The following is a 23562-nucleotide window of genomic DNA, read 5'->3' as shown; positions in this document are numbered from 1 at the left end:
CGGTGTGAGCGGGTGCCTCAGGCCGTCACCGCGTCGAGCGCCTTCTTGATCGCCTTCGGTGCGGTGGGGGTACGCGGCGCGTCCGCGCGCAAGGCGATCATCTTCTCGCCGATCTCCTGGAGCTGCTTGCGGCCCAGCGCGTCGCGGACCTTGGGGAACCACTCCTGCTCTTCCTCCTCGACGTGGTGGGTGACGTTCTCGATTAGCACTGTCGTCTTGGCGTTGAACCGCTCGTCGTCGGCGTCCATGCTGGCCAGCTCGGCGCAGAGCACATCGGCGACGTGGTGTTCCTCGTACGACTCGAGGATGTCGTCCTCCAGGTCGGGCAGCAGCCGCCGGACCTCCGGGTACATCACCTCGTTCTCCAGATAGGTGTGCACGGTCAGTGCCTCCAGGATCTGGTCCACCAGCTTCTGCCGCTGGCTCGCCGGCCCCTCCTCGGCGTCCTGGAAGGCAGTGAACAGGCGGCGCATTTCCTTGTGGTCCTCTTTGAGCAGGACGATGGCATCGGTCGACACCGGTATGACCTCCCTGACGAGTCTCGGCTGGTGGGGTTCCGGTACCCCGACACCGAATGCGGAAACAGGTGAAACCGCCTCAGACCATCGCCAGGGTGCGGGGGATCTCGTCGAGCAACTCCCGAGCCAGAAAGCCGATCCGGCCGTAGCGGGGGATCAGCCGCTGGCCGCTCACCGAGTGCGCGAACGAGCCCCAGCAGGCCGCCTGCGCCGGGTCGGCGCCCCGGGACAGCAGCCCCGCCAGCAACCCGGCGAGCACGTCCCCGCTGCCGGAGGTGCCCAGCCCGGCGTCGCCGCTCTCCTCCCGCCAACCCCGCCCGTCCGGAGCGGCCACGTGCCCGTACAGCGACACGACAGCCTCGTACCGCGCGGCCAACTCGGCCGCCTCGGCGTCCAGGTCGTCGCCCGGCTCCCGCCCGAGCAGGTGCCCGGCCTCGGTGACGTTGGGGGTGAGCACCACGGGCCGACCCGAGCCGACCAGCAGGTCCGGTGCGTGGCTGAGCGCACCGAGGGCGTACGCGTCGAGCACCAGCGACGTGTCGGGACGGGCCGCCTCCAGAACCAGGCCCAGCAGGCGGTTGGTCTCGTCGATCGCCTTCAAGCCGGGGCCGATCGCCACCACGTCGGCCTGCGCGACCAGGTCGCCGAGCTGCCCGTCGCGGTCGGCGGCCACCGCGCCGTCGGAGGTCTCCGGCAACCCGACCACCAGCGCCTCGGGCACCTGGATGCTCAGCGCGGCGGCGGTGGACTCGGCGGCGGCCAACTGGAGCACCCCGGCACCGGCGCGCAGCGCGGCCACCCCGGCGAGCAGCACCGCGCCCGGCGTGAAGCGGGAACCGCCGACCACCAGCACGGTGCCCCGGCTCTCCTTTCCACCGACCGGAACCGGCAGCGCCCAGTCCCGCAGCAACGCCGGGGTGATCACCTTCACCTCAGACCGGCTCGGCATGGATCTCGTCCTCCCTGGTCGGCTGGGCGCCCTGCTGACGCAGGTGCGCGACATCGTTGAAGGCGGTGAGGGCCAGGCGGTCCTCGCCGTCCGCCGACCACTCGGTGATCGAACAGTTGGCGATCACGTCCTGCCGGGTGAGCGCCATCAGCTCGTCCTCGGTCAACCCCTCCAGCAGATAGCGAAGCAGGAAGACCAGCGCGTCGTGGCCGAAGAGCAGCACCCGGCAACCCTCGTGGTCGCGGCGCAGGTCGCCCAGCAGCGTCCGCAGCCGCAGCGCCACGTCCGTCCAGGACTCCCCACCCGGCGGCCGGTAGTAGAACTTGCCCAACCGCTCCCGGCGCTCGGCCTCGTCCGGGTACCGCCGGCGCACCCCGTGCCCGGTCAGTCCGTCGAGGATGCCCAGCTCCCGGTCGCGCAGCCGCTCGTCGCGGTGCACGGGAATGTCGGTGCCGGCCAGCGCCAGCCGCGAGGTCTGCACCGCCCGCAGGTACGGCGACACCACAGCCACGTCCGGTCGCCCCGCGTCCGGCAGCTCGGCCAGCCAACGGCCGGTCGCCCGAGCTTGCTCCTCGCCGGTCGGGGAGAGTGGCACGTCGGCGTCGCGGTGGGTGAGGTCGATCAGCTCCGCGCCCGACGCCTCGGCGTGCGTCGCCGCGACGTTCGCGGTGCTCTCGCCGTGCCGGACGATCCACAGGGTTGCCAGTTCCGCCATGCGGCCCCCCTACCCGGCACGAGCGTTTGGTAATCGGAGCGCCGTCCGTTGCCTAGCGGCGGCTCTGCCAGGGGCGCAGCCCTGCCTGGGGTGTCGACTCGTCGCGCCGGCGGAAGAGGTACGTGAAGGACTGGGCGGCCAGGGCCAGGAGTACCGCTCCCGTCCAGGCCCAGGGGACCATCGGAGCGGAGTGGCGTACCGCGAGGACGCCCAGCACCGGCGCGGCGGCGACGAAGAGGGACAGTGCGGTCGTGCTGACGCTCTGTCGAAAGCGCGCCGAGATGGCGAAGGCCGACCGGTCGTAGACGAGCAGTGCGGCGCCGAAGAGGGCCGCGGCCGCCAGGGCCACGCCCACCGAGGAGGTGATCCTCGCGAAGGTGACCGGTAGGGCGATGAGGAAGGGGAAGACACCGCCGAACTCCGACAGCACGTTGCCCCACTTGGTGTACCGGCCGAAGCTGTTGGTTCGCAGCCGCGCCAGCTCACCGGAGGTGTTGGCATAGATGATCAGCGACGCGGTGGTGGCCAGGGCCGAGCACATCAGCAGCACCCGTACCCCGTCGGGATAGGCCGGGGAGGCGAACGACAGGCCGAGCACGAACGCGATCGAGGCCAGGATGCCGCTGGAGAAGGCGATCCCGGCGGCGCTCTCGTCGGACTGCAGGGCCGCGAAGTCCTCCTTCTCGAACCGGGACAGCTCCAGGGCCGGCCCGGCGGGCAGGTTCACCAGTCCCGTGATGACGTTCTGCTCGCCGGCCAGCAGGGTGGCGATCTGTGCCGACGCGGCAACCGGGATCAGATAGCGCTCGTCGGCGTCGACGTACTCCACCCGTGACTTGTGCTGGCAGTAGTAGCGGTCGCGTCCCGGGCCGAAGTAGTCCGGCACGATGGTGCGCACGACGAACCCGCGGGACAGCAGCAACCCGAGCATGGCCAGGTTCTCCGGGCTGGTCACCGTGGAGATGGTCGGGTGGGGCTGCGCCCCGACCGCCCGTGCCCGGGCCACGAAGTCGTCGAGAAGTGCCGCACCCACACCGGTGCGCCGCTGGTCCGGGTGCACCCCGAGCCCACTCAGGTAGAGGTGATGGGCGCTCGGCAACTCGTACTGGAGGAAGCCGACGATCTCCGTGCCGGCGCGGACCACCCGGACGTGTCCGCCCGCGACGCCGTTCTCGATCTCGCTCGGCGCCGCTGGCTCGTGCGCCGGGTCGTCGGGCGGGAAACAGAGCGCGTCGAGGGCGAGCAGGGCGGGGATGTCCTCGATCTTCGCGTCGTCGATCCGGACGGCGGGTGCCCCACCCGATCTGGTCTTCTGCTGGCGCACGACGCCATCCTGCCCGACCGGGTCAAGAAGTGCGATCGACGCCAGTCGGTGCCTGCTGATCACCTGACCACCGCGTACCCTCGGTGCGTGGCCACGACGGCGGAGGAGATTCAGGTGGGGGAGCGGCTGGTCCGCGTCTCCAGCCCCGACAAGCCGTATTTTCCCGAGCGTGGGCTGACCAAGCTGGACGTGGTCCGCTACTTCCTGGCGGTGGGCGACGGCATCCTGCGGGCGCTGCGCGATCGGCCGACCATGCTGGAACGCTGGCCGCGCGGTGTCTTCGAGGGCGCGACGATCGCCACCCGGCAGACCAACAAGGGCGACGCGTTCTACCAGAAGCGGCTGCCGGCGGGAGCGCCCGAGTGGGTGCGGACCGCGCACATCACCTTCCCCAGTGGGCGTACCGCCGACGAAGTCGCGCCGAGCGAGTTGGCGGTCGTCATCTGGGCGGCCAACCTGGGCACCCTGCGGTTTCACCCGTGGCCGGTCACCGCCGCCGACGTGGAACGCCCCGACCAGCTACGCATCGACCTGGATCCGATGCCCGGCGTCGGCTTCGAGCAGGTGGTGCCGGTGGCGCACGAGGTGCGGGCGTTCCTCGCCGAGCTGGGCATGACCGGCTACCCGAAGACCACCGGCGGTCGAGGGCTGCACGTCTACCTGTCGATCGAGCCGCGGTGGAGCTTCGGTGAGTGCCGTCGGGCGGTGCTCGCGCTGGGCCGGGAGATGCAGCGTCGGCTGCCGGACCTGGTCACCACCACCTGGTGGCGCGAGCAGCGGGACCGGCCGGTCTTCGTCGACTACAACCAGATGGCCCGCGACCACACGGTGACCTCGGCGTACTCGATCCGGCCGACGCCGGCCGCGCTGGTCTCCGCGCCGCTGGACTGGTCGGAGCTGGACCAGGTCCGTCCGGAGGACTTCGACGTGCTCAGCATGCCGGCCCGGTTCGCCGAGCGCGGCGACCCGCACGCCGGCCTGGACGGTGACCGGCACTCGCTGGAACCGCTGCTGGAGTTGGCCGACCGCGACGGGCTGGAGGCCCCGCCGGAGCGCTGAGCCCGCCGCTCACGCCCAGGGGCTGCCGGCCCCGTCGAACTCCTCGAAGACCAGCCAGGTGCGGGTGGACAGCACCCCGGGAATGCTCTGCACCCGGCCCAGCACCACGTCGCGCAGCGCGGCGTTGTCCGGGGCGCGCACCAGCGCGAGCACGTCGTGGTCACCGCCGAGCAGCGCGGCGTGCTCGATGTAGCGCACCCGGGCCAGCTCGGCCGACACCTCCCGCCAGGTGTTCTGCTCGATGGTCAGGGCGATGTACGCCGAGGTGCCCAGCCCGGCCGCCTCGGGCGCCACCTGGGCCCGGAACCCGGTGATCACCCCGTCGCGGAGCAACCGCTCCACCCGCGCGTACGCGTTGGTGCGGGAGATGTGGATCCGTTCGGCGAGGGTGCGCACCGACGTCCGACCGTCGCGGACCAGCTCGTCGAGGATCCGCCGGTCGACCTCGTCCAGGGCTCGGGCCGATCGTCCCGATCCCGTACCCCGGCTCGCTTCGTCGGCGGTCTCCTGGCTCACTGCTGGGCCCTCCGCATGCCAACCGTCCCGCCTTCCGTGTCGATCTTGAGTCAATCATCCACAAGCGGAAGCATAGGCTCACCACACGTCCCAGGAGGTTCCGCCGTGACGACCACTCCCCAGGCGGTCCGCAGGGCATCCCCGCGCGCCCGTCGAACGGTCACCCCGCCCGACCCGGCGCGCTCGTTGCTGCCAGACGCCGAGCCGGTCCGCCTGCTCGCCGAGAGCGGCACGCCGCTGCCCGCCCGCGCCGACTACCCCGAACCACCCGCCGAGGTGCTGCGCGAGCTGTACCGCCGGATGGTGCTCGGCCGCCGCTTCGACACCCAGGCGACCGCGCTGACCAAGCAGGGCCGGCTCGCCGTCTACCCGTCCTCGCGGGGCCAGGAGGCGTGCCAGGTCGGCGCGGTCCTCGCGGTCCGCGACACCGACTGGGTCTTCCCCACGTACCGCGAATCGATGGCGCTGGTTGCCCGAGGCATCGACCCGGTCGAGGTGCTCACCCTGCTGCGCGGCGACTGGCACTGCGGCTACGACCCGACCGAGGTGCACACCGCACCGCAGTGCACCCCCCTCGCCACCCAGTGCGTGCACGCCGCCGGGCTGGCGTACGGCGAGGCGTACCAGGGTCGCGACACAGTGGCGCTGGCCTTCATCGGCGACGGCGCCACCAGCGAGGGCGACTTCCACGAGGGGATCAACTTCGCCGCCGTGTTCAAGGCGCCGGTGGTCTACTTCGTCCAGAACAACAAGTACGCCATCAGCGTCCCGCTGTCGCGGCAGACCGCCGCGCCGTCGCTGGCCTACAAGGGCGTCGGCTACGGCGTACCCAGCGAGCAGGTCGACGGCAACGACCCGGTCGCGGTGCTCGCCGTGCTCACCCGCGCGGTCGCCCACGTCCGCGCCGGCAAGGGACCGTTCCTGGTCGAGGCCCACACCTACCGGATGGAGCCGCACACCAACGCCGACGACGCCACTCGCTACCGCGACGGCGCCGAGGTCGACGCCTGGCGGGACCGGGACCCGGTCGCCCGGCTGGAGACCTACCTGCGCGCCCGCGGTGTGCTCGACGACGCGGCGGTCGCCGAGATCGCCGAGCAGGCCGAGGCGTACGCGGCGGACCTGAGGACCCGGATGAACGAGCAGCCCACCGTCGACCCGCTGAGCCTCTTCGACCACGTCTACGCCGAGCCCACCCCGCAGCTGATCGAACAGCGTGAGCAGGTCCGCGCCGAGCTGGCCGCCGCCCACGCCGAGGAGGGTGACGCCTGATGGCCACCACCATGGCGAAGGCGCTCAACACCGCGCTCGCCGACGCGCTCGCCGCCGACGACCGGGTCGTCGTCTTCGGTGAGGACGTCGGCGCGCTCGGCGGCGTCTTCCGGATCACCGACGGCCTCCAGGCCCGCTTCGGCGAGAACCGCTGCTTCGACACCCCCCTCGCCGAGGCCGGCATCGTCGGCTTCGCCGTCGGCATGGCCATGTCCGGCCTGCGCCCGGTGGTCGAGATGCAGTTCGACGCGTTCGCGTACCCGGCGTTCGAGCAGATCGCCTCGCACGTGGCGAAGCTGCGCAACCGCACCCGGGGCGCGCTGAGCGTGCCGATTGTCATCCGCGTGCCGTACGCGGGCGGGATCGGCGGAGTCGAGCACCACTGCGACTCGTCCGAGGCGTACTACGCGCACACGCCCGGGCTGAAGGTGGTCACCCCGGCGACTGTCGACGACGCGTACTCGCTGCTGCGCGAGGCGATCGAGGACCCCGACCCGGTGATCTTCATGGAGCCCAAGAAGCTCTACTTCGCCAGCGCCGAGGCGTCTCTGCCGACCCGCAACGAGCCGTTCGGTCGGGCCGTCGTGCGCCGGCCCGGACGCGACGCCACCCTGGTGGCGTACGGGCCGGCGGTGCCGGTCGCGCTGGAGGCCGCCGAGGCCGCCCGGGAGGAGGGGTGGGACCTGGAGGTCGTCGACGTGCGCACCATCGTGCCGTTCGACGACGAGACCATCACCGCCTCGGTCCGGCGTACCGGCCGGTGCGTGGTGATCCAGGAGGCGCCCGGCTTCGCGGGCGTCGGCGCGGAGATCGCCGCCCGGGTGCAGGAGCGCTGCTTCCACGCGCTGCACGCCCCGGTGCTGCGGGTCGCCGGACTGGACATCCCGTACCCGGCGCCGATGCTGGAGCACACCCACCTGCCCGGCGTGGACCGGGTGCTCGACGCGGTGGCCCGCCTCCAGTGGGACGACCAGCCGGACGCGCGTTGGGCGGCGGCATGACCATCGTCGAACGGACGCAGGTCTTCCTCCTGCCCGACCTGGGCGAGGGGCTGAGCGAGGCCGAGATCGTCGAGTGGCGGGTCGCCGTGGGTGACGTGGTCACCGTCGACCAGAGCGTGGTCGAGGTGGAGACCGCCAAGGCCGTCGTCGACGTGCCCTGCCCGTACGCCGGACGGGTGGTCACCCTGCACGGCGCGGCCGGCGAGGTACGCCCGGTCGGCCAGCCGTTGATCACCATTGCGCCGCTGGACGGGGGCGACGAGCCCGCCGGGCACGCCACCTACCGCGAGGAGGAGCGCGCCGGCTCCGGCAACGTGCTGATCGGGTACGGCACCGGGCACGGCAGCACCACCCGTCGTCGGCGTCGCCCCCGCCTGGCGGTGGCCCCCGAACCGGCTGATGCCGGCCCGACCGGCGCGGCTGCCGCGTCCGGCGAACCGGCACCGCCTACTGCCGCCCTGGTCATCTCGCCGATCGTGCGGCGGCTGGCCCGGGAGCACGGCGTCGACCTCGACACGGTGCGAGGGACCGGACCCGGGGGTGTGATCCGCCGCGCCGACGTGCAGGCCGCGCTGACCGCGCCCGCCGCCCGGCTCGCCGCCGTGCCGGACCCGCAGGTCGGGTCGGCCCCGGCCGGGGACGGCGACGTCATCGTCCCGCTGACCGGCGTCCGCAAGGTGATCGCCGACAAACTCTCCCGCAGCCGGCGGGAGATCCCGGAGGTGACCATCTGGGTCGACGTGGACGCCACCGGGCTGCTGGAGACCCGCGCCGCGATCAACGCCGCGACGCCCGACGCGCCGGTGAGCATCCTGGCCCTGCTGGCCCGGATCTGCCTCAGCGGACTGCGCCGGTTCCCGCAGCTCAACGCCCGGGTCGACACCGAGGCGCAGCGCATCGTCCAGTCCGCCGGGGTGCACCTCGGCATCGCCGCGCAGACCGACCGGGGGCTCCTGGTGCCGGTGCTGCGCGACGCCCAGCGGCTCACCACCGCCGAGCTGGCCGCCGAACTGGCGGCGACCACCGCCGCCGCCCGGGCCGGCAGCCTGCCCCCGGCCCGGCTGACCGGTGGCACCTTCACGCTGAACAACTACGGGGTGTTCGGCGTCGACGGCTCCACGCCGATCATCAACCACCCCGAAGCGGCCCTGCTCGGGGTCGGGCGGATCGTGGACAAGCCGTGGGTGGTCGACGGGCAGCTCGCCGTCCGCAAGGTGACGCAGCTCAGCCTCACCTTCGACCACCGGGTCTGCGACGGCGGGGTGGCCGGCGGCTTCCTGCGGCACGTCGCCGACTGCGTGGAGCGACCGGCGCTGCTGATCGCCGCCGTCTGACGCGTACCCCCTCGGCCCCGGCGCTGCTGATGCGGCGCCGGGGCCGGCGCACGTCCGGGGTCGCCGGCGGTGCCATCGAGGCCGGGGTTTCCCGGCGGTGCCATCGGGCCGGGTTTCCCGGCGGCCTCACCGGGAAGTCGGCCCCGCCGGAGCGCACCGAACGCGTCGAAGGGAGCCCGCCCGTGGCCGTGGCGAACGAGCTGCTACTGAACTCGGTCCGGGTACGACGGCCCGCCTCGGCCGGCGCGCCGCTGTACTGCGACGCGCTGGAGTACGGGCTCTCCGGTGACGGCGCGACAAACGACCAGCCGGCGCTGGCCGCCCTCGTGGACCGCCTCGGCGCCGGGTACGCCTCGGACGGACGGGCCCGGGTCATCTACTGCCCGCCGGGCATCTACTCGATCCGGGACGCGGGCACTGTGTGGCGCAGCGGCGTGTCGCTGATCGGGGCCGGCCCGGCGGCGACCCGGTTCATGCTCAGCAACGAGGGCAACCGGGCCGACCCCACGCCGTTGGCCTTCTGGACCACGGTGCAGCACGGCGCCGACCGGGATCGGCACATCGCCGACTGCACCTTCTCCGACTTCCAGATCGACGGCTCCGGCGTCGCCATGGCCGAGTACAACTACCTGGCCAAGGGCCTCGGCCTCCAGTACGTGGTGCGGGGCGTCTTCCGCAACCTCTACATCCACCACACCGCCGCCACCGGGCTGGGCTGCGACTTCCTCCAGGACTCCCTGATCGACGGCGTGGTGGTGGTCGGCTGTGGCCGACTGGACAACGGCGAGCAGATGGGCGGCGCCGGCATCGGGATCGGCATCGGCGGCTGGGGAGCGGTGGAACGGCTGACCATCGCCAACTGCACCGCCCTGGCCAACGGCACCAACGGCATCTTCCTGGAACTGCAGAAGGACTACTGGGCGCCGCCGCGCGGCTACCGCATCATCGGTTGCCACAGCCAGGGCAACCGCTTCGGCATCTCCGACTGGGGCGCCGACGGCCTGATCGTCTCCGCCTGCACCATGACCGGAAACCTGGAGACCGGGTTCGACGTGTCCGCGCAGGGCACCTCGTCGGTGGCCGGCCGGGGCGGGCTGCTCACCGACTGCGTCATCGACGGCAACATGTGCGACGGGGTCAGCATCGGCAACAGCCCCGGCCCGTACACCGTCCGGGGCAACCGGATCAGCGGCAACGGCCGGCACGGCTATCACTCGCACGACCTGGGGCGCGGCTACCGGGGCTCGATCCGGGACGTGGTGATCGAGAGCAACGAGTTCTGGGGCAACGGCCTCGACGCGATCCGGATCGACCACCAGATGACCGACGCGGTGCTGCTCAACAACCGGATCCGCAACAACGGACGGCAGTACGGCGAGGGCACCGGCGGTACCGGCGACGCCGTCCGCTACAGCGAGCGGTGCCTGGTGGACCGGTCGGCCAACTGGCCGCACGACGGGCACCGGGGCAAGGTACTGCGGGTCGGGAAGGCCGTGGCCATGGTGGCCTCCAACACCGGCGACGAACTCACCCTCGCCCCGGTCCGCCCGGACGCGTTCAGCGCGTGGAGCGGGGACGTGCCACCGCCGGGGTGCGGATACGAACTGGCCGCCGCACCGAAGGTGCGGGCCGGCATCACCGTCGACGCGCCGTTCGACTCGGCCACCATCCGGGGTAACCGGGTCTGGGACAACCACGACGACCCGACCCAGACGCACGGGCTGTGGATCACCGAGCGGGGCAGTTGCGTGGACTGCCGGGTCGAGGACAACGACCTGGCCGGCAACGCCGACGAGGGGATGCGACTGGACACCCCGCCGGTGGGCGGACGGTGGCGGGACAACCACGTGGACAGCGACTGGAGCTGACCGGCCGCCGGCCGCTGTCCGGAGGCCCCGCCGATGGCGCCGGCGAGATCTTGGAGCTGAACGACGTGCGGCGGCGGCCGGAAGGGTCCGGCCGCCGCCACTGTCGTGGTTGAGCTGATCAGCCGGCCAGACCGGCCACCGGGGTCGGGTCCAGCACCACCGTCGCCGAACCGGACTGAGCGGGTACGCCCGGGTCGGTCGGCGCGTCGGTGTACTCCGCGACGAACACCGCGGTCAGGTTGTCCGCGCCGCTGTGCCCACCGTCCAGGAAGGTGGGGATGGACCCGGAGCAACCCGTCGAGGTGGAGAGCGGGTGCCCGTGCTCATCGTGCCCGAGCACGTAGGTGACCTTCACCCGGGAGCAGTCCACCGGCAGGTCGTCGGTGACCTTCACCTCGTACGCGACCGTCTGCCCGAACTGGAACGGCTGCCCGGCCTCCGGGGTGACGAACTCGACGATCGGCGCGGTCGGCCCGACCACCAGCGGCAGGGACGCCGAGGCGGACCGTCCGGTGCGGTCGGTGACCTTCAACGTCGGCGTGTACGAGCCGTTCTCCGGGAACGTCCAGCTCGCGTTCGCAGCGGTGCTGTCCACCGAGCCGTCCGCGTTGAAGTCCCACGCGTAGCTGAGCTTGTCACCGTCCGGGTCGGTCGTGCCGGCGCTGGAGAACGCGACGGTCAGCGGGGCCTGCCCGACGGTCGGCGTGCCGCTGATCTTCGGGATCGGCGTCCGGTTGCCGCGGACGAAGTCGATCCGGGACAGCTGCGCGTCCGGGTTCTCGGCGAAGTAGCCGTCGCCGTACTCCAGCACGTAGAGTGCGCCGTCCGGGCCGAACTCCATGTCCATCGGGTTGTCCACCACCAGCGACGGCGCCACCGGACGGATGTCCGTCACGTCGCCGTCGGAGTCGAGGCGGAACTCCTTGATGTAGTCGCGGGACCACTCGTAGAACAGCGGCACCCCGTCGTAGTAGGCCGGCCAGCGGGTGCGCGACGTGCTGGTTCCGTCGTACTCGTACGCCGGGCCACCCATCGGAGAGATGCCGCCGGTGCCCAGCTGCGGGAACTCGGCCGAGGGGGCCGCCGCGTACCAGACCTCCGGCTGCTCGACCGGCGGCAGCACGCGCTTGCCGGTGTTGTGCGGTGAGTCGTTGACCGGGCGCTTGCAGTTGAACTTGGCGCCGGACTCGCCGGTGGCGAAGTCGTAGTCGCGGTAGGCGATCGTCGGCGTCACGCAGTACGGCCAGCCGTAGTTGGCCGGCTTGTCGACGAGCATCCACCGGCCGTGCCCGGCCGGCCCACGCTCCGGGTTCGGGCTGGAGGCGTCCGGGGAGTAGTCGCCCACGTACACGTCGTCGGTACGCCTGTCGACGGCGAACCGGAATGCGTTGCGCAGCCCCATCGCGTAGATCTCCGGGCGGGTCTGCGCCGTGCCGGGCTTGAACAGGTTGCCGGCCGGCACCGTGTAACCACCACCGGCCTTCACCTTGATGCGCAGCAGCTTGCCGCGCAGGTCGTTGGTGTTGGCCGAGGTGCGCTGGGCGTCGTACGCCGGGTGGCGGTCGGCCCGTTCGTCGATCGGGATGTAGCCGTCGGAGGCGAACGGGTTGGTGTCGTCACCGGTCGACAGGTACAGGTTGCCCTTGCTGTCGAAGTCGATCTGGCCGCCGACGTGGCAGCAGATGCCCCGGTCGGTGGGCACGTCGATGATCTGCTGCTCGCTGGCGAGGTTCAGCTTCATCCCGTCCAGCTTGAACCGGGACAGCCGCAACGCGCCCTTGAACCGCTGCCAGTCCGCCTCGGTGCCGGTCTCCGGCGCGTCCCCCTCGTTGACGCCGGGGGTCGCCGGGTCGTCCACCGGAGTGTCCATCGGCGGGGAGTAGTAGAGGTACACCCACTTGTTCTGGGCGAAGTTCGGGTCGATGGCGACGCCCTGCAACCCCTCCTCGTCGTGCTCGTACACCGGAATGTCGGCGGCGAGGGTGTTCAGCCCGGTGCGCGGGTCGTGGATGCGGACCTCACCGGTGCGGGAGGTGTGCAGCACCCGCAGGTCGGGCAGGACGGCGAGGCTCATCGGCTCGCCCGGGAAGTCGTTCAGTGTCACTTTCTGAAAGCTGCTGTCCGGCGGCGCGGCCGGCGCCGCGGACGCTGCCGACTGTGGTACGGCCAGACCGGCCGTCACCAACAGCAGGGCGGACGCGAATGCGGTCCTGTTCATCAGGTGAATCCCCCGGGGTGGTTTCAGTACCGAAGTGAGGCGAGATAGTCGAAGCCAACGCGAGCGGTGTCCAGGGCGTCGGCGGGGGAGCGCGGTGCGGTGCCCGCGTCGTCACGCTCCACGATGTACTCCTCGATGCCGGCCTCCCGCTCGTGGGCGAAGATGCGGCCGAAATCGATGACGCCGTCGCCGAGGTCGGCGAAACCACCCTCGACGTCGAGGTCCTTGACGTGCACCTGGCGGATCCGACCGCGGTTGGCCCGGATCACGTCGACCGGGTCGTGGGCGCCCCGCCAGGTCCAGTAGAGGTCGAGTTCGAAGTGGACCAACCGGGAATCGGTCTGCGAGCTGAGGATGTCGAACCCGGTCGAGCCGCCAGTCAGCGGCACGAACTCGAGCTGGTGGTTGTGGTAGCCGAAGTCCAGCCCCGCGCGTTCGGCGAGCCGACCGGCGCGGTTCAGGTCGCGAGCCAAGGCCCGGTAGATGGCGGGGTCCCGGATCGGCTGACCGCTCGCGTCCCGACCGAAGTACGGGTGGACGATCTTCTTGCAGCCCACCACGTTGGCGTCGGCGAGAGCCTGCTCCCAGGTCGCGGCGTCGAACGGCTGCGGGATGCCGACATGCCCGGAGGTGGAACGCAGGCCGGCCTCGTCGAGCGCGGCCCGGAACTGTGCGGCGGTGCGTCCGACGAAACCTGCGTGCTCCACTCGCCGGTAGCCGATCCGACGCAGCGCGTCCAGGGTGCCGGGCAGATCGGCGGCGAGCTGATCACGCAGCGTGTAGAGCTGAATGCTGATCCGGTCCACCGGCACCCGGCGGCGGCCCTGGGCCTGCCCGGTGGATGCGGCGGGCGCGGCGACGGCAGGGCCGCCGAGCAGGCCGGCGGCGCCGACAGCGGCCGCGGAGACGGTCGCGGCGCGCAGCACTCCACGCCGGCTGACCGGCTCGGACGCCGGGGTCGGCCCCGGTCGGTTGAGTTGTTGATCCATGGTGGTGGTCCCTTCCTGACGGCTGGTACGCCGTCGGCGGCGGTCGACCTGACTGCCGTCCGCCGGGCGCGCCGAACCGGCCGGAGGCGGGCTCCGGCTGGAACGGTGAGGGACGGCGCGGGTGCGGCCCGGACCCATCGGGGGGCGGAACGCGGCGACCCGGCAGAGGTGGCGGCAAGTTGATCGACGAATGGGCAACCCTCTATCTAGATCGAGACCTTACCCTTGCCTCCGGACGAAGGCAAAGCTTTGTCGCGTTCGCCGGAAGTTTCGCTTCAATTGACAAAAGTCCGCCCACGAGGTGCGCCACCCGGCCTGACCTTCTACTTCCCGCGCCGCCGCGCCGCCGCGCCGCCGCGCGCGCCATCAGCCCCGCCCGGCCCGGCCCGCCCCGGCGCGTGATCCACCCGGGGTTCATGGAAGTCGCGGCAGGGCGACCGGGATGCGGCGACTTCCTTGTAGTCGAGTCGATCATGAAGCCGGCCGGCCGTGCCACCGCCCCCGCCATTCGGACAGTCGACGTTGCGTCGCTCAAGCGGAGCAAAGCGCATGACACGGGTCGGTTGAACACCTGTTCCGGCCAAGCGGAGCATTGTCGGAAAATGCGTCGATAAATGCGCCGCCGAGTATTTCCGAATGCCGCGAATGGTCCCCTCAAGCGGGCAAGAATGTGGCGGAGGGAAGTCGAAAACGGGGGGACTGAAACATGATGTCTAGGCGGCGATTGACGCTGTTGGCGGTAACCATCGCGGCGGCACCACTCGTCCTGGGTGCGTGCACCGCCGACCGGGGTTCGGCGACCGGCTCGGCCAAGAAGCACGCCGCCCCACCGGAGCTCGCTGTGACGCCGGGGGACAAGGCCCGGGACGTCCCGGTCAGCGCCGAGGTGGGCACCGTGGTCACGGGCGGGCGGGTCACCGGCGTACGCCTCACCGACGACAAGGGCAAGCAGGTCAACGCCGAGCCGCGCGAGGACGGCTCCGGCTGGGTGCCGAGCGCCCCGCTGCAACCACGACGGACCTACACCGCCGAGGTGACCGCGACCGGTGACTCCGGTGCCACCACCACCCGCACCACCACGTTCACGACGATGGCCAAATCGACCAGGCCGCAGATCACCAGCACCCTCTATTTCAACGGTAATCGGACGTACGGCACGGCGATGCCGGTAACGGTGGCGTTCGACCCAGGAATTCCGAAAGAGGCCAGGGCGGATGTCCAGCGGCGGTTGTTCGTAAAGACGAATCCGCCGCAACCGGGTGCCTGGTCGTGGCTTGAGGATGGAAGTCAGGTCTATTACCGGGCTCCCGATTTCTGGAAGCCGGGGACCACCATCAGTGTCCGGGCCGGTCTGGAGGGTCTGCCGATCGGAAAGAAACTGGTCGGCGACGCCGAGCGGACCGCGACCTCCAAGATCGGACGGCAGGTCTCGCTGGAGATCGACAACGCCACCAAGCAGATGACAGTGCTGCGCGACGGCAAGCAGGTCCGCCGGATCCCGGTGAGCCTGGGTAAGCCGAGCACACCGAGTTCCAGCGGCAAGATGGTGATCATGGAGAAGCACGAGCGGGTCACCTTCGACACCCGGGGTGAGCCGGACGGTGGCTACGTGGTCGACGTCGACGACGCCCAGCGCTACACCTGGGGCGGCGAGTTCATCCACTCCGCCCCCTGGTCGGAGGGGGACCAGGGCAACACCAACGTCTCGCACGGTTGTGCGAACGTCTCCGCCACCGCGGCCGACTGGTTGATGGGGGTGACGCAGGTTGGTGACCTGGTCACCGTCAAGGGCACCGAGGTGGAGCTACAGCCGGGCAACGGCTGGACCGCGTGGAACGTGAGCTGGGACGAGTTCGCCCGGGGCAGCGCCCTGCCGGTGCCGCCCGGGCTCAAGCCCGCGCCGGTCGCCCCGGCGCACCCGGGCGCGGTGGCCGGCGGATCGCCCGCACCGGCGCCCTCGGTCAGCGGCCGCTGAGGCAGCACTGACGGCTTGACAGGGCTGGGCCGCCACGACGGCGGACCGGCCCTGTCGCCGCCCGCGCCCGTCACACCAGGGGTACCCGGCGGGACCGGCCCAGTCGCCGCCCCAGGCCATCACCCCAGGGGCACGCGAGCCACCCCGGACCCGGTCAGGCTGCCCAGCCAGAGGTGGTCGCCGTGCTGGCGTACCCCGGTGATCATCGAGTAGTGCCCGTTCGGACCGTGCAGCGTCCGGCGGACCGTTCCCCCGTCGTCGACCAGCGCGACCAGCCCGTAGCGGCGTGGCTGCGGCTGCATCGCGTCGGGCAGCAGGGCGGCGATCTGGCGCAGCCGCGGATGGGGCAGCAGCCGTTCGGCGATCGGCACACGCGGGCTGGGCAGCGCGATCCAGTACGTCCCGTCACCCACCGAGGCGAGATTGTCCGGGTACGCGGGCAGGTCGGCGAGGACCCGCACACCGCCGCTGAGCTCGACTCGCAGCAGGCGGTGGGTGCTGGTCTCCACCAGCATCAGCGCCGACTCGTCGGGGGTCAGCGCGATCCCGTTGGGGAAGTACAGCCCGTCGGTCACCACCTCGGTGCGGCCGCTGCCCGGATGGTGGGCCAGCACCCGACCGTTGGGACGGTGCTCCAGCAGGTCCCGCTTCCAGTGCGAGACCGGAAACCGGTCGGAGCTGTCGGTGAAGTAGATGGTGCCGTCACGGCCCACCGTCGCGTTGTTGGCCAGGTGCACCGGCGGTGCCGTTCCGGTCAGTTCGCGTACCGCGCCGTCCGGGGTGACCCGCAGCAACCCGCGGTACGCGTCGCAGACCACCAGGGCCTCGCCGGACGGGTCCAGCTCGATGCCGAGCGGACGGCCCCCGGTCTCGGCCAGCAGTTGGGGTGGGGTGCCGGCCCGCGCGTCGACCGGCCACCACCACAGCCGACCGTCCTCGTCGCCACTGATCACCCGCCCGGCGCCGTCGACCAGCACGTCCTCGGGGCCGACGGCGCCCGCGGGGAGGGGTAGCAACTCGGCCTCGTCGAGCCGGCGGTCGGTGGGGGCCCATGGCCCGGCCAGCGCCGGAGGGCTGGTCGCCGGCTCGCGGACGGGGCGGATCAGCCGGGGCGGCCGGGGCCGGGGGATCAACATCGACCTATTCTCCACCCGAATGCCGGCCGACCCCCGGGTTCCGGGCCCGCGCGGCGCGCCGCCCGAGCCCCTGACTCCACCCCGAGAGGGAGGTGGGGTACCTCGGGGTATGCCCCTGGGCGTACCCGGAATCACTCCGCGGAGGGGCGAAAGTGTCGGTGGTGGCGGCTAGATTTCTGGGCATGGAAGAGCACAGCGACCGGCTGGACGTGCAGGTCAGCGTGGGTGACCAGATGGTCCTCGTGCGGGTGGCCGGCGAGATCGACATCGCGACGGTGGCCGCGTTCCGGTCCGCGCTGTGGTCCGCGCCGGCCCGCCCGGTGCTTCAACTGGAGTTGTCCGGGCTGCGGCTGCTCTCCGCCGCCGGCGTTCGCACGCTGCTCGCCGCGCATCTGCGCGTGCGGGCCCGCGGTGGCGAGCTGGTCCTGGTCGACCCGAGCCCGGTGGTGGCGCGGGTGTTGCGCGTCACCGGGCTGCACCGCGTGATGCCGATTCTGGAGCTGACCTCGCCGATCGAGGCCGCGCGTCGCCCGGTGGTCGCGACCACGGACCTGCAACTGGCCGCCTGAACCCGGTCGACGAGGTGGGCCGCCACCGTCGCACCCGGGCGCGGGGCCGCCGGCGTGGGCCGGCGACCCCGACGATCGGTCAGTTCACTCCGAGCAGGTCGACGACGAAGATCAGCGTCTCGCCCGGCTTGATGACGCCGCCGGCGCCCCGGTCGCCGTACCCCAGGTGTGGCGGAATGGTCAGGCGGCGGCGACCGCCGACGCGCATGCCGGCGACGCCCTGGTCCCAGCCGGCGATGACCTGACCGCCGCCGAGCGGAAAGTCGAACGCCTCGCCCCGGTTCCAGGACGAGTCGAACTCGCCGCCGGTGGAGTGCGACACGCCGACGTAGTGAACGCTGACCAGTTGGCCCGGCTCGGCCTGCGGGCCGTCGCCCACGGTGATGTCCTCGATCACGAGGTCGGCCGGCGGTGCACCCTCGATCGGACCAACCTCGGGCTTGCCCGACTGGGCGCCTGCTGCCTGGGTCATGCGGGGATCTCCTGCCGTGTTGGGTGATGTGTCCGGTCACCGTCGATCCTGCCGGATCACCCGTCACCGATGTGTGGCGGACCCGCAACCTGCTCCGCGGCCCCCGTACGCCGGTCGTGCGCCGACGGTCCCGGTGGCGCTGCGGGCCCGGGCGGTGGGGCGACGCCATGGCGGGCCTCACCGGTGCCCGACCCGACTTCGTGCGACCGTCCGATGCCGGGTCGGGCGTTCACCTAGGCTCGGAAAGGGCCGGCCGGCCTGGTTGACGGGCGGTGCGCGGTGGTCGATGCGGAGGGCGTCGGTGGCTGAGGCGACGGTCGCGGTCCCGCTGTGGGCCTGGGCGGCGGTCGGCGCGGTGATCGCGGTGATGCTCGCCGTGGATGTGCTCCTGCACCGGGACAACCACGTCATCGAACTCCGTGAGGCACTGCTGTGGAGCGCCGTCTGGATCGGCGCGGGTCTGCTGTTCGGGTTGGTCGTCTGGTGGGGCCTCGGCGGTGACCCGGCCATCGCGTACTTCTCCGGCTACCTGCTGGAGAAGGCGCTCTCGGTGGACAACGTGTTCGTCTTCGCGCTGCTCTTCGGCTATTTCCAGGTGCCGTCGGGCTACCAGCACAAGGTGCTGTTCTGGGGTGTCGTGGGGGCACTCGTCTTCCGGCTGCTGTTCATCTTCGCCGGCGCCGAGTTGCTGGACCGGCTCGCCTGGGCCGGGTTCGTGCTGGGCGCGTTCCTGATCTGGACCGGTTGGCGGCTGGCCGTACGCGGAAAGCCGGAGGTCGACCCGGAACGCAACATCGCCGTCCGGCTGTTCCGGCGGCTGGTGCCCACCGACGCCCGCTACCACGGAGACCGGTTCACCGCCCGGGTGGGCGGCCGACGGATGGCGACGTTGCTGCTGGTCGCGCTCGTCGCCATCGAGGCCACCGACGTGGTCTTCGCCATCGACTCGGTGGCGGCGATCCTTGCCATCACCACCAACACCTTCCTGGTCTGGACGGCCACCGCGTTCGCCGTCCTGGGCCTGCGCAGCCTCTACTTCTGCCTCGCCGGCCTGCTGCGCCACTTCGGCTACCTGCGGTACGGGCTCGCGCTGCTACTGGCCTTCGCCGGGCTGAAACTGATTCTCGCCGAGACGCCGGTGGGCAAGCTGCCGGTCTGGTTGACCCTGGCCGTGGTTCTGCTGACCCTGGCGGTCTCCATCGGCGCCAGCACCCTGGCCGCCCGCCGAACCGCTGACTGAGCCGCCGGGCCGCTGACAGGGGCGGCCGGGCTCGATGCGGGCGGTCACGTCGAGGTGCGCGGGCTGGCAGTCGGTCGTCGCCGCGAATCGGCGTACCGCGGCGCGAACGTGCTCGCGTACGCCGGTGGCCGACGCGTCGGCGGTGAGGTCCACCCGGATCCACACGTCGGGGCGCGGTGGCGCGCCGGTGAGCACCACGCGGGCCCGGCGTACCCCGGGGTTGCCGGTCAGGTCGCGTACCAGTGCGTCGGCGAGAACGTCGGTGGCGAGCCGGGTCCGGCCCGGCCGGCGTCCGGGGTGGCTCAGGGTGCCGCGCAGCGCGCCGTCCGGGCCCCGCAGCTCCCGGGTCAGCAGGCGCTGCCCGGCCAGCGCGAACAGCGCTCCGGCGACGGCCGCGGCCAGGGTGCTCCACGGCGCGGCGATCCGCCACCTGTCGACCAGCTCGGCGCTGAGCAGCACCGCCGCCGGGTCAGCGCCGGGCAACGTGCCGAGGCTGGCCGTCAGCGCGGCCCCGCCGCCCCCGACCAGCAGCAACGCGATGATGGTCCACAGCAGTCGGTGCCCGGCGTTTGTCACGCCGGCCGTCGCCGAGGCAGCAGCCGGACGTCGATCCGGGCGGGGCGGGGTGCGCTGAGGTGGCGCAGCTCCTGGCGCACGGCGAACTCGATCTCCGCCCGGGCCGCCGGATCGCCGGTCGCGCGGACCCGGGGGCGCCACTGGCCGCCGCGCCGTCGGACCCGGACCCGGGCGTGGCGGACGCCCGGCACCGCGCTGGCCGCGTCAGCGAGCCGCCGTTCCACACAGCGTCGGTGCAGGTGCCAGCCGTCGCGCTCGTCGGCGCGTAGGCGGACCGGCGTCCAGCGGCGCAGTTGGGCGACGAGGATGGCCAGGCCCAGCAGGAGGGCCCCGCCGGCCACGGCCCGGACGGTGGGGTCTCGCCACCGGGTGCCGCTGAGCGCGTCGAGCCAGCCGCTGGTGTCGAGCGGTGCCGGTCGGTGCACTGTGAGCAGCAACGCCTGGACGGCCGCCGCCGCGCCACCGAGAAGCAGGGCGGTTGCCAGCAGCAACGAGGCGACCCGGTTGGCGGTGCGCATCTCAGCCGTCCTCCGGTGTTGTGGCGGTGCCGACGCCGGAGGAGTCGACGCCGGGGACGAGCAGGTCGTCCACGGTGACGGTCACCACCGCCACGCTGAGCCCGGTCTGGGCGGCCACCCGGTCGGTGACCACCGCCCGGACCGTCTCGGCGATCGTCGGCACGCTGTGCCCGTACCAGGTGATGAGGTGCAGGTCGAGTCCGACGGACCGGTCATCCAGGCGGACCGCCGCCGGGCGGACGACGGACACGCCCGGCACGAGGCTGGCCGCCTGCACCGCGATCCGCGCGACGTCCGCGATGTCGCCCGGGCGGCGTTCCGGACCGCTCGTCCCGGCGGCCGGTCCGGTGCCGGGGTTCGTCCCTGCGGACGGGCGGGTGGTCATCGGCGCCGCCGAGCGTCGGCGCGGCGGTCACCGAGACCGGTCACCGCGAGGTCGCCGTCGAGCACCCGGACGACCAGCCAGCCGAGCAGGCCGACGAGCACGGCGAGGGCGGCCACGCCGACGCCGGCGAGCGCCCAGACCGCCACGGCGAGGAACCCGGCGAGGAAGCCGAACTGCTGTCGCGACATGGTCACCTCCGGGCCGGTCCGGTACCGGCGGTCGGTGGATACACCTGGCGGCAGTCTCTGGAACGTCGGCGCTACTGTGATCCCGGTCACACAAGAAGTCGGTGGCCCATGATCGACCACCTAGACTCGGCCCGGCTCGACCGACCGGCGGATGGATCAGGCAGATGACGAGCATCGGGAGCGACGACCGCGGTTGGCTGCGGGCGATGCCCGCCGAGGCGGGGCGCGACGCGCTGCTCAGCCGCGCCGGCCATCGGGTCCTGCCGGCACGCCGGCTCACTGATCTGGTCCAGGGCCGCCCACCCGGCGTCACCGGCAGCCAGTGGACCTCGGCGAGCCGCGCCAGCTTCGACTTCGTGGTCCACGCCGCCGACACCGGCCGTCCGGTCGCCGCCGTGCAGATCGGCCCGGTGCCGTCTCCCGGCTCGGCGGAGCAGCGCGTCGAGCGACTCACGGACGCGGTGAGCGCGGCCGCCGGCCTGCCCGTTCTGCGGATCGGTTCGCCCACGTTGAACGCCGCCGAGCACGGCCGCCGCCTGGTCGAGTACGTGATCGACGCGCGCGCCTACGCCGCGGGCGGGCCGACCGCCGGCGGGACCGAACCGGCGCCGGTGGGCTTCCGGGACATCCTGGGCCGGCTGCCGGACGGACGTACCGGGCCGGTCAACGACCTCGGTGCGCTGACCCGCGCTGCGGCCGTCGAGGCGTACGTGGCCGGGCGGGTGGCCGACCCGATCGTGCGAGGACTGCACGTCCGCTGGGTGGACGGGCCGGCACAGGGGTGGAGTTGGGTGCAGGTACGCCCCGACGCGTGCCTCATCGAGCAGGTCTCGGTGACCGAACACCGCTTCTCCTGCGGCATCGACGCGGCCCGGCTGGCCGAGGATCTCGCCGCCGTCGCCGTGGGGGAACGACTGCGGGAGAACGCCGTCGCCGACCTGCTGTCACGCGCCGAGTGGACCGCGCAGATCGCCGCGCTGAGCCAGCGCCGCCACGAACTGGTCGGCGGGTTCGCCTTCGACCACCTCTGCGCCGACTGACCAGCGCCCCTTTTCACCTGCTGCTCCTGCTCCGCGCCGGCTCCGCGTCGGGTCGCGGCAATTTCCTGTGCGTCTGTTGAACCTTCCCGGCCGCCGCCCCGTACTCCTGCGCGAATGAACAGGATCTCCCCATCCGCGTCCACCGGGCGCGGGAGACGGTGCGGAAAGGGCATCGTCGGCCATCGACGCATTACCGGGTAGGTCACGGTGGGTCGCCACCGCGGCGTGCCACTCACATCCGTCGGTCCGCCGAGGGCAGAAATCCACTACCGGATCGAGAAGGAGAGCAATTCGATGCGCAGGTCCACTCGGGCGCGCCGGCCTTCCGGCAACGCGCGGAGCAAGCGTCTGCTGGCAGTTGTCGGCACGCTCGCGGTCTTCGGCGGAGTTGTCGCCGTGACTCAGATTTCGTCGGCCCAGGACCGGCGGACAAATAAGCCCCGTCCGGCTTCCGGGCAGTGCGTGGAGCCGAGCCCGGGCGCGACCGCGCCGACCGGTGGCGGTTCTACCAGCCGTACCTGGCAGAACGGTCGGTGGGTGCGTAATCACTGGGGTGACGGACAGCAGTCGGTTCCCGAGTGTGAGGACGGCAAGGACGGCACCGTGGGCACCGGCACCGCCATCGCCTGTCCGGATGTGGCGGCCAAACTGCCGCAGGTGCCGAACCGGGCTCGGGCCGAGGTGGACCGCAACCTCGCCCAGTTGCAGACCCAGATCGCCGAGGCGGACCGCCGGCTCGCCGCCGAGGGCAACAAGGGTGAGGCGTTCATCCGCAACGCGATCCTCCAGCCGTTGGCCGGCAAGCGCCGCGCCGTGCTGGACCGGATCACGACCGCCATCGACCGGGTCGGACCCCGGCCGCAGGGCCTCGCGCAGCTCGCCGAGTGCCAGGTGCAGCCCACCGGCGGTACGGGCGGCAACAACGGCGGCGGCACCACGCCCACCACCACCCCCGGTGGTGGCAACAACGGCGGTGGCAACAACGGTGGCGGGAACAACGGCGGCGGGAACAACGGCGGTGGCACCGAGCCCGGCGCCGGGCTCGGCGTGCTCGCCAACGACTGCGACGAGAGCCGGCTCCAGCCGCACGACGGTTTCCAGAACGGCAACCGCTGCGTGAGCACCGAGTTCGGTGAGGTCGGTGCGGCGGCCAACAACCCGTCGCTGCTGATCACCCAGTTCCCCGAGCAGGTCGGCCAGAACCAGCCCTTCACCCTGCGGGTCAGTACCCGCAATCTGGTCCGGGACCGCTTCCTGGCCGCCGGTCAGGGTGGCTACTACGTGGAGAGCTCGCTCCTCAACGACCAGGGCCTGGTCCGCGGTCACTTCCACACCGCCTGCCGGATGCTGGACAGCCTGACCGCTCCGCCGGAGCCGCAGGAGGTGCCCGCGTTCTTCGTCGCGACCGAGGACGGCCGCGGTGGCGCCCAGCCCGACGAGGTGACGATCCAGATTCCGGGCCTGCCGGAGTCCGGTACCGCCCAGTGCTCCGTCTGGGCCGGTGACGGCTCGCACCGCCTGCCGATGATGGAGCGGGCCAACCAGACTCCCGCCTTCGACTCGGTGCGCATCGACGTCAACTGAGTTCAGGTGCCAACGGCGGGCGGGCCCCCCCCGGCGGAAAACCCGGTGGGGGGCCCCCCCCGCCCGCAGGGTGGGGGGGCAAACCAACCCGGGCCCCCCGGATCAGCCCGGCCCCC

General features: G+C 72.1%; 22 protein-coding genes. 10 read left to right on the top strand and 12 right to left on the bottom strand.

Going from position 1 to position 23562, the window contains the following annotated elements; genetic code table 11:
* Positions 1-17 precede the first annotated feature (17 nt).
* The 4 genes from ABZ794_RS24620 to ABZ794_RS24605 form a co-directional block, all read right to left on the bottom strand.
* A complete protein-coding gene (locus tag ABZ794_RS24620) occupies positions 18-518 on the bottom strand; it encodes a hemerythrin domain-containing protein (RefSeq protein WP_210784850.1) in 501 nt (166 codons plus the stop codon).
* 79 nt (positions 519-597) lie between these two features.
* Positions 598-1467, bottom strand: coding sequence for an NAD(P)H-hydrate dehydratase (locus ABZ794_RS24615; RefSeq protein WP_210784851.1), 870 nt, complete (start codon positions 1465-1467; stop codon positions 598-600).
* Complete coding sequence (locus ABZ794_RS24610; RefSeq protein ID WP_238688877.1) at positions 1451-2182, bottom strand: histidine phosphatase family protein; 732 nt, start codon at positions 2180-2182, stop codon at positions 1451-1453. The genes ABZ794_RS24615 and ABZ794_RS24610 overlap by 17 nt, the downstream gene beginning before the upstream one ends.
* Positions 2183-2234: 52 nt before the next feature.
* Positions 2235-3506: an N-acetyltransferase gene (locus tag ABZ794_RS24605; protein WP_210784853.1), complete on the bottom strand. Its 1272-nt coding sequence runs from the start codon at positions 3504-3506 to the stop codon at positions 2235-2237.
* Positions 3507-3593: 87 nt separating this feature from the next.
* Between ABZ794_RS24605 and ABZ794_RS24600 the strand changes: the two genes are divergently transcribed.
* Entirely contained in the window at positions 3594-4565 is a 972-nt protein-coding gene (locus tag ABZ794_RS24600; protein ID WP_210784854.1) for a DNA primase small subunit domain-containing protein, read from the top strand.
* Between the two features lie 9 nt (positions 4566-4574).
* On the opposite strand, the gene ABZ794_RS24595 is transcribed toward ABZ794_RS24600, so the two are convergent.
* The gene (locus tag ABZ794_RS24595) at positions 4575-5081 is read right to left on the bottom strand and encodes an Lrp/AsnC family transcriptional regulator (RefSeq protein WP_210784855.1); all 507 of its coding nucleotides are present in this window, start codon (positions 5079-5081) and stop codon (positions 4575-4577) included.
* Between the two features lie 72 nt (positions 5082-5153).
* Between ABZ794_RS24595 and pdhA the strand changes: the two genes are divergently transcribed.
* The 4 genes from pdhA (at position 5154) to ABZ794_RS24575 (ending at position 10556) form a co-directional block, all read left to right on the top strand.
* The gene (pdhA, locus tag ABZ794_RS24590) at positions 5154-6353 is read left to right on the top strand and encodes a pyruvate dehydrogenase (acetyl-transferring) E1 component subunit alpha (RefSeq protein WP_357517796.1); all 1200 of its coding nucleotides are present in this window, start codon (positions 5154-5156) and stop codon (positions 6351-6353) included.
* Positions 6350-7354: an alpha-ketoacid dehydrogenase subunit beta gene (locus ABZ794_RS24585; RefSeq protein WP_210784881.1), complete on the top strand. Its 1005-nt coding sequence runs from the start codon at positions 6350-6352 to the stop codon at positions 7352-7354. Before pdhA ends, ABZ794_RS24585 begins: the two co-directional genes overlap by 4 nt.
* On the top strand, positions 7339-8688 hold the full coding sequence (locus ABZ794_RS24580) for a dihydrolipoamide acetyltransferase family protein (protein ID WP_210784882.1): 1350 nt from the start codon (positions 7339-7341) through the stop codon (positions 8686-8688). The genes ABZ794_RS24585 and ABZ794_RS24580 overlap by 16 nt, the downstream gene beginning before the upstream one ends.
* 188 nt (positions 8689-8876) lie before the next feature.
* Positions 8877-10556, top strand: coding sequence for a right-handed parallel beta-helix repeat-containing protein (locus ABZ794_RS24575; RefSeq protein ID WP_238688988.1), 1680 nt, complete (start codon positions 8877-8879; stop codon positions 10554-10556).
* Between the two features lie 118 nt (positions 10557-10674).
* On the opposite strand, the gene ABZ794_RS24570 is transcribed toward ABZ794_RS24575, so the two are convergent.
* Together ABZ794_RS24570 and ABZ794_RS24565 are read right to left on the bottom strand one after the other, a co-directional pair.
* The gene (locus ABZ794_RS24570; RefSeq protein ID WP_357517760.1) at positions 10675-12774 is read right to left on the bottom strand and encodes a PQQ-dependent sugar dehydrogenase; all 2100 of its coding nucleotides are present in this window, start codon (positions 12772-12774) and stop codon (positions 10675-10677) included.
* A 23-nt stretch (positions 12775-12797) separates the two neighbouring features.
* Complete coding sequence (locus ABZ794_RS24565) at positions 12798-13763, bottom strand: sugar phosphate isomerase/epimerase (RefSeq protein WP_357517758.1); 966 nt, start codon at positions 13761-13763, stop codon at positions 12798-12800.
* Positions 13764-14469: 706 nt separating this feature from the next.
* Between ABZ794_RS24565 and ABZ794_RS24560 the strand changes: the two genes are divergently transcribed.
* The gene (locus tag ABZ794_RS24560) at positions 14470-15738 is read left to right on the top strand and encodes an Ig-like domain-containing protein (protein WP_238688879.1); all 1269 of its coding nucleotides are present in this window, start codon (positions 14470-14472) and stop codon (positions 15736-15738) included.
* Positions 15739-15857: 119 nt separating this feature from the next.
* Here ABZ794_RS24560 and ABZ794_RS24555 read toward each other — a convergent pair whose 3' ends face one another.
* Positions 15858-16874 carry an SMP-30/gluconolactonase/LRE family protein gene (locus ABZ794_RS24555; protein WP_238688880.1) on the bottom strand — a complete coding sequence of 339 codons (1017 nt, stop codon included), beginning with the start codon at positions 16872-16874 and terminating at the stop codon, positions 15858-15860.
* Between the two features lie 182 nt (positions 16875-17056).
* Here ABZ794_RS24555 and ABZ794_RS24550 point away from each other — a divergent pair, with 182 nt between their 5' ends.
* A complete protein-coding gene (locus tag ABZ794_RS24550; RefSeq protein WP_210784860.1) occupies positions 17057-17443 on the top strand; it encodes an STAS domain-containing protein in 387 nt (128 codons plus the stop codon).
* Between the two features lie 79 nt (positions 17444-17522).
* Here the strand turns inward: ABZ794_RS24550 and ABZ794_RS24545 are convergent, their stop codons facing one another.
* Positions 17523-17915: an FKBP-type peptidyl-prolyl cis-trans isomerase gene (locus ABZ794_RS24545; protein ID WP_210784861.1), complete on the bottom strand. Its 393-nt coding sequence runs from the start codon at positions 17913-17915 to the stop codon at positions 17523-17525.
* A gap of 367 nt (positions 17916-18282) precedes the next feature.
* Between ABZ794_RS24545 and ABZ794_RS24540 the strand changes: the two genes are divergently transcribed.
* Entirely contained in the window at positions 18283-19155 is an 873-nt protein-coding gene (locus ABZ794_RS24540) for a TerC/Alx family metal homeostasis membrane protein (protein WP_238688989.1), read from the top strand.
* 572 nt (positions 19156-19727) lie between these two features.
* Here ABZ794_RS24540 and ABZ794_RS24535 read toward each other — a convergent pair.
* From ABZ794_RS24535 to ABZ794_RS24525, 3 genes are read right to left on the bottom strand one after another with little or no spacing between them, the layout of a single operon-like run.
* Positions 19728-20249: a DUF6286 domain-containing protein gene (locus ABZ794_RS24535; protein WP_238688881.1), complete on the bottom strand. Its 522-nt coding sequence runs from the start codon at positions 20247-20249 to the stop codon at positions 19728-19730.
* Between the two features lies 1 nt (position 20250).
* The gene (locus tag ABZ794_RS24530; RefSeq protein WP_357517755.1) at positions 20251-20634 is read right to left on the bottom strand and encodes an Asp23/Gls24 family envelope stress response protein; all 384 of its coding nucleotides are present in this window, start codon (positions 20632-20634) and stop codon (positions 20251-20253) included.
* The gene (locus tag ABZ794_RS24525) at positions 20631-20822 is read right to left on the bottom strand and encodes a hypothetical protein (RefSeq protein WP_210784864.1); all 192 of its coding nucleotides are present in this window, start codon (positions 20820-20822) and stop codon (positions 20631-20633) included. Before ABZ794_RS24525 ends, ABZ794_RS24530 begins: the two co-directional genes overlap by 4 nt.
* Before the next feature lie 164 nt (positions 20823-20986).
* Between ABZ794_RS24525 and ABZ794_RS24520 the strand changes: the two genes are divergently transcribed.
* Together ABZ794_RS24520 and ABZ794_RS24515 are read left to right on the top strand one after the other, a co-directional pair.
* Complete coding sequence (locus ABZ794_RS24520; RefSeq protein WP_210784865.1) at positions 20987-21862, top strand: hypothetical protein; 876 nt, start codon at positions 20987-20989, stop codon at positions 21860-21862.
* 294 nt (positions 21863-22156) lie between these two features.
* Positions 22157-23446 carry a hypothetical protein gene (locus ABZ794_RS24515; protein ID WP_210784866.1) on the top strand — a complete coding sequence of 430 codons (1290 nt, stop codon included), beginning with the start codon at positions 22157-22159 and terminating at the stop codon, positions 23444-23446.
* Positions 23447-23562 lie beyond the last annotated feature (116 nt).

Origin of the sequence: Micromonospora sp. NPDC047187 (genome assembly GCF_040643355.1) — a bacterium.
GTDB lineage: Bacteria > Actinomycetota > Actinomycetes > Mycobacteriales > Micromonosporaceae > Micromonospora > Micromonospora salmantinae.
This window is presented reverse-complemented; position numbering and strand designations above follow the sequence as displayed.

Coding starts and splice junctions, on each gene's coding strand:
- ABZ794_RS24615 (WP_210784851.1), bottom strand. CDS start 1,467: ATGCCGAGCCGGTCTGAGGTGAAGGTGATCACCCCGGCGTTGCTGCGG.
- ABZ794_RS24610 (WP_238688877.1), bottom strand. CDS start 2,182: ATGGCGGAACTGGCAACCCTGTGGATCGTCCGGCACGGCGAGAGCACC.
- ABZ794_RS24570 (WP_357517760.1), bottom strand. CDS start 12,774: ATGAACAGGACCGCATTCGCGTCCGCCCTGCTGTTGGTGACGGCCGGT.
- ABZ794_RS24565 (WP_357517758.1), bottom strand. CDS start 13,763: ATGGATCAACAACTCAACCGACCGGGGCCGACCCCGGCGTCCGAGCCG.
- ABZ794_RS24560 (WP_238688879.1), top strand. CDS start 14,470: ATGATGTCTAGGCGGCGATTGACGCTGTTGGCGGTAACCATCGCGGCG.
- ABZ794_RS24555 (WP_238688880.1), bottom strand. CDS start 16,874: ATGTTGATCCCCCGGCCCCGGCCGCCCCGGCTGATCCGCCCCGTCCGC.
- ABZ794_RS24550 (WP_210784860.1), top strand. CDS start 17,057: ATGGAAGAGCACAGCGACCGGCTGGACGTGCAGGTCAGCGTGGGTGAC.
- ABZ794_RS24545 (WP_210784861.1), bottom strand. CDS start 17,915: ATGACCCAGGCAGCAGGCGCCCAGTCGGGCAAGCCCGAGGTTGGTCCG.
- ABZ794_RS24540 (WP_238688989.1), top strand. CDS start 18,283: ATGCTCGCCGTGGATGTGCTCCTGCACCGGGACAACCACGTCATCGAA.
- ABZ794_RS24535 (WP_238688881.1), bottom strand. CDS start 20,249: ATGCGCACCGCCAACCGGGTCGCCTCGTTGCTGCTGGCAACCGCCCTG.
- ABZ794_RS24530 (WP_357517755.1), bottom strand. CDS start 20,634: ATGACCACCCGCCCGTCCGCAGGGACGAACCCCGGCACCGGACCGGCC.
- ABZ794_RS24525 (WP_210784864.1), bottom strand. CDS start 20,822: ATGTCGCGACAGCAGTTCGGCTTCCTCGCCGGGTTCCTCGCCGTGGCG.
- ABZ794_RS24520 (WP_210784865.1), top strand. CDS start 20,987: ATGACGAGCATCGGGAGCGACGACCGCGGTTGGCTGCGGGCGATGCCC.
- ABZ794_RS24515 (WP_210784866.1), top strand. CDS start 22,157: ATGCGCAGGTCCACTCGGGCGCGCCGGCCTTCCGGCAACGCGCGGAGC.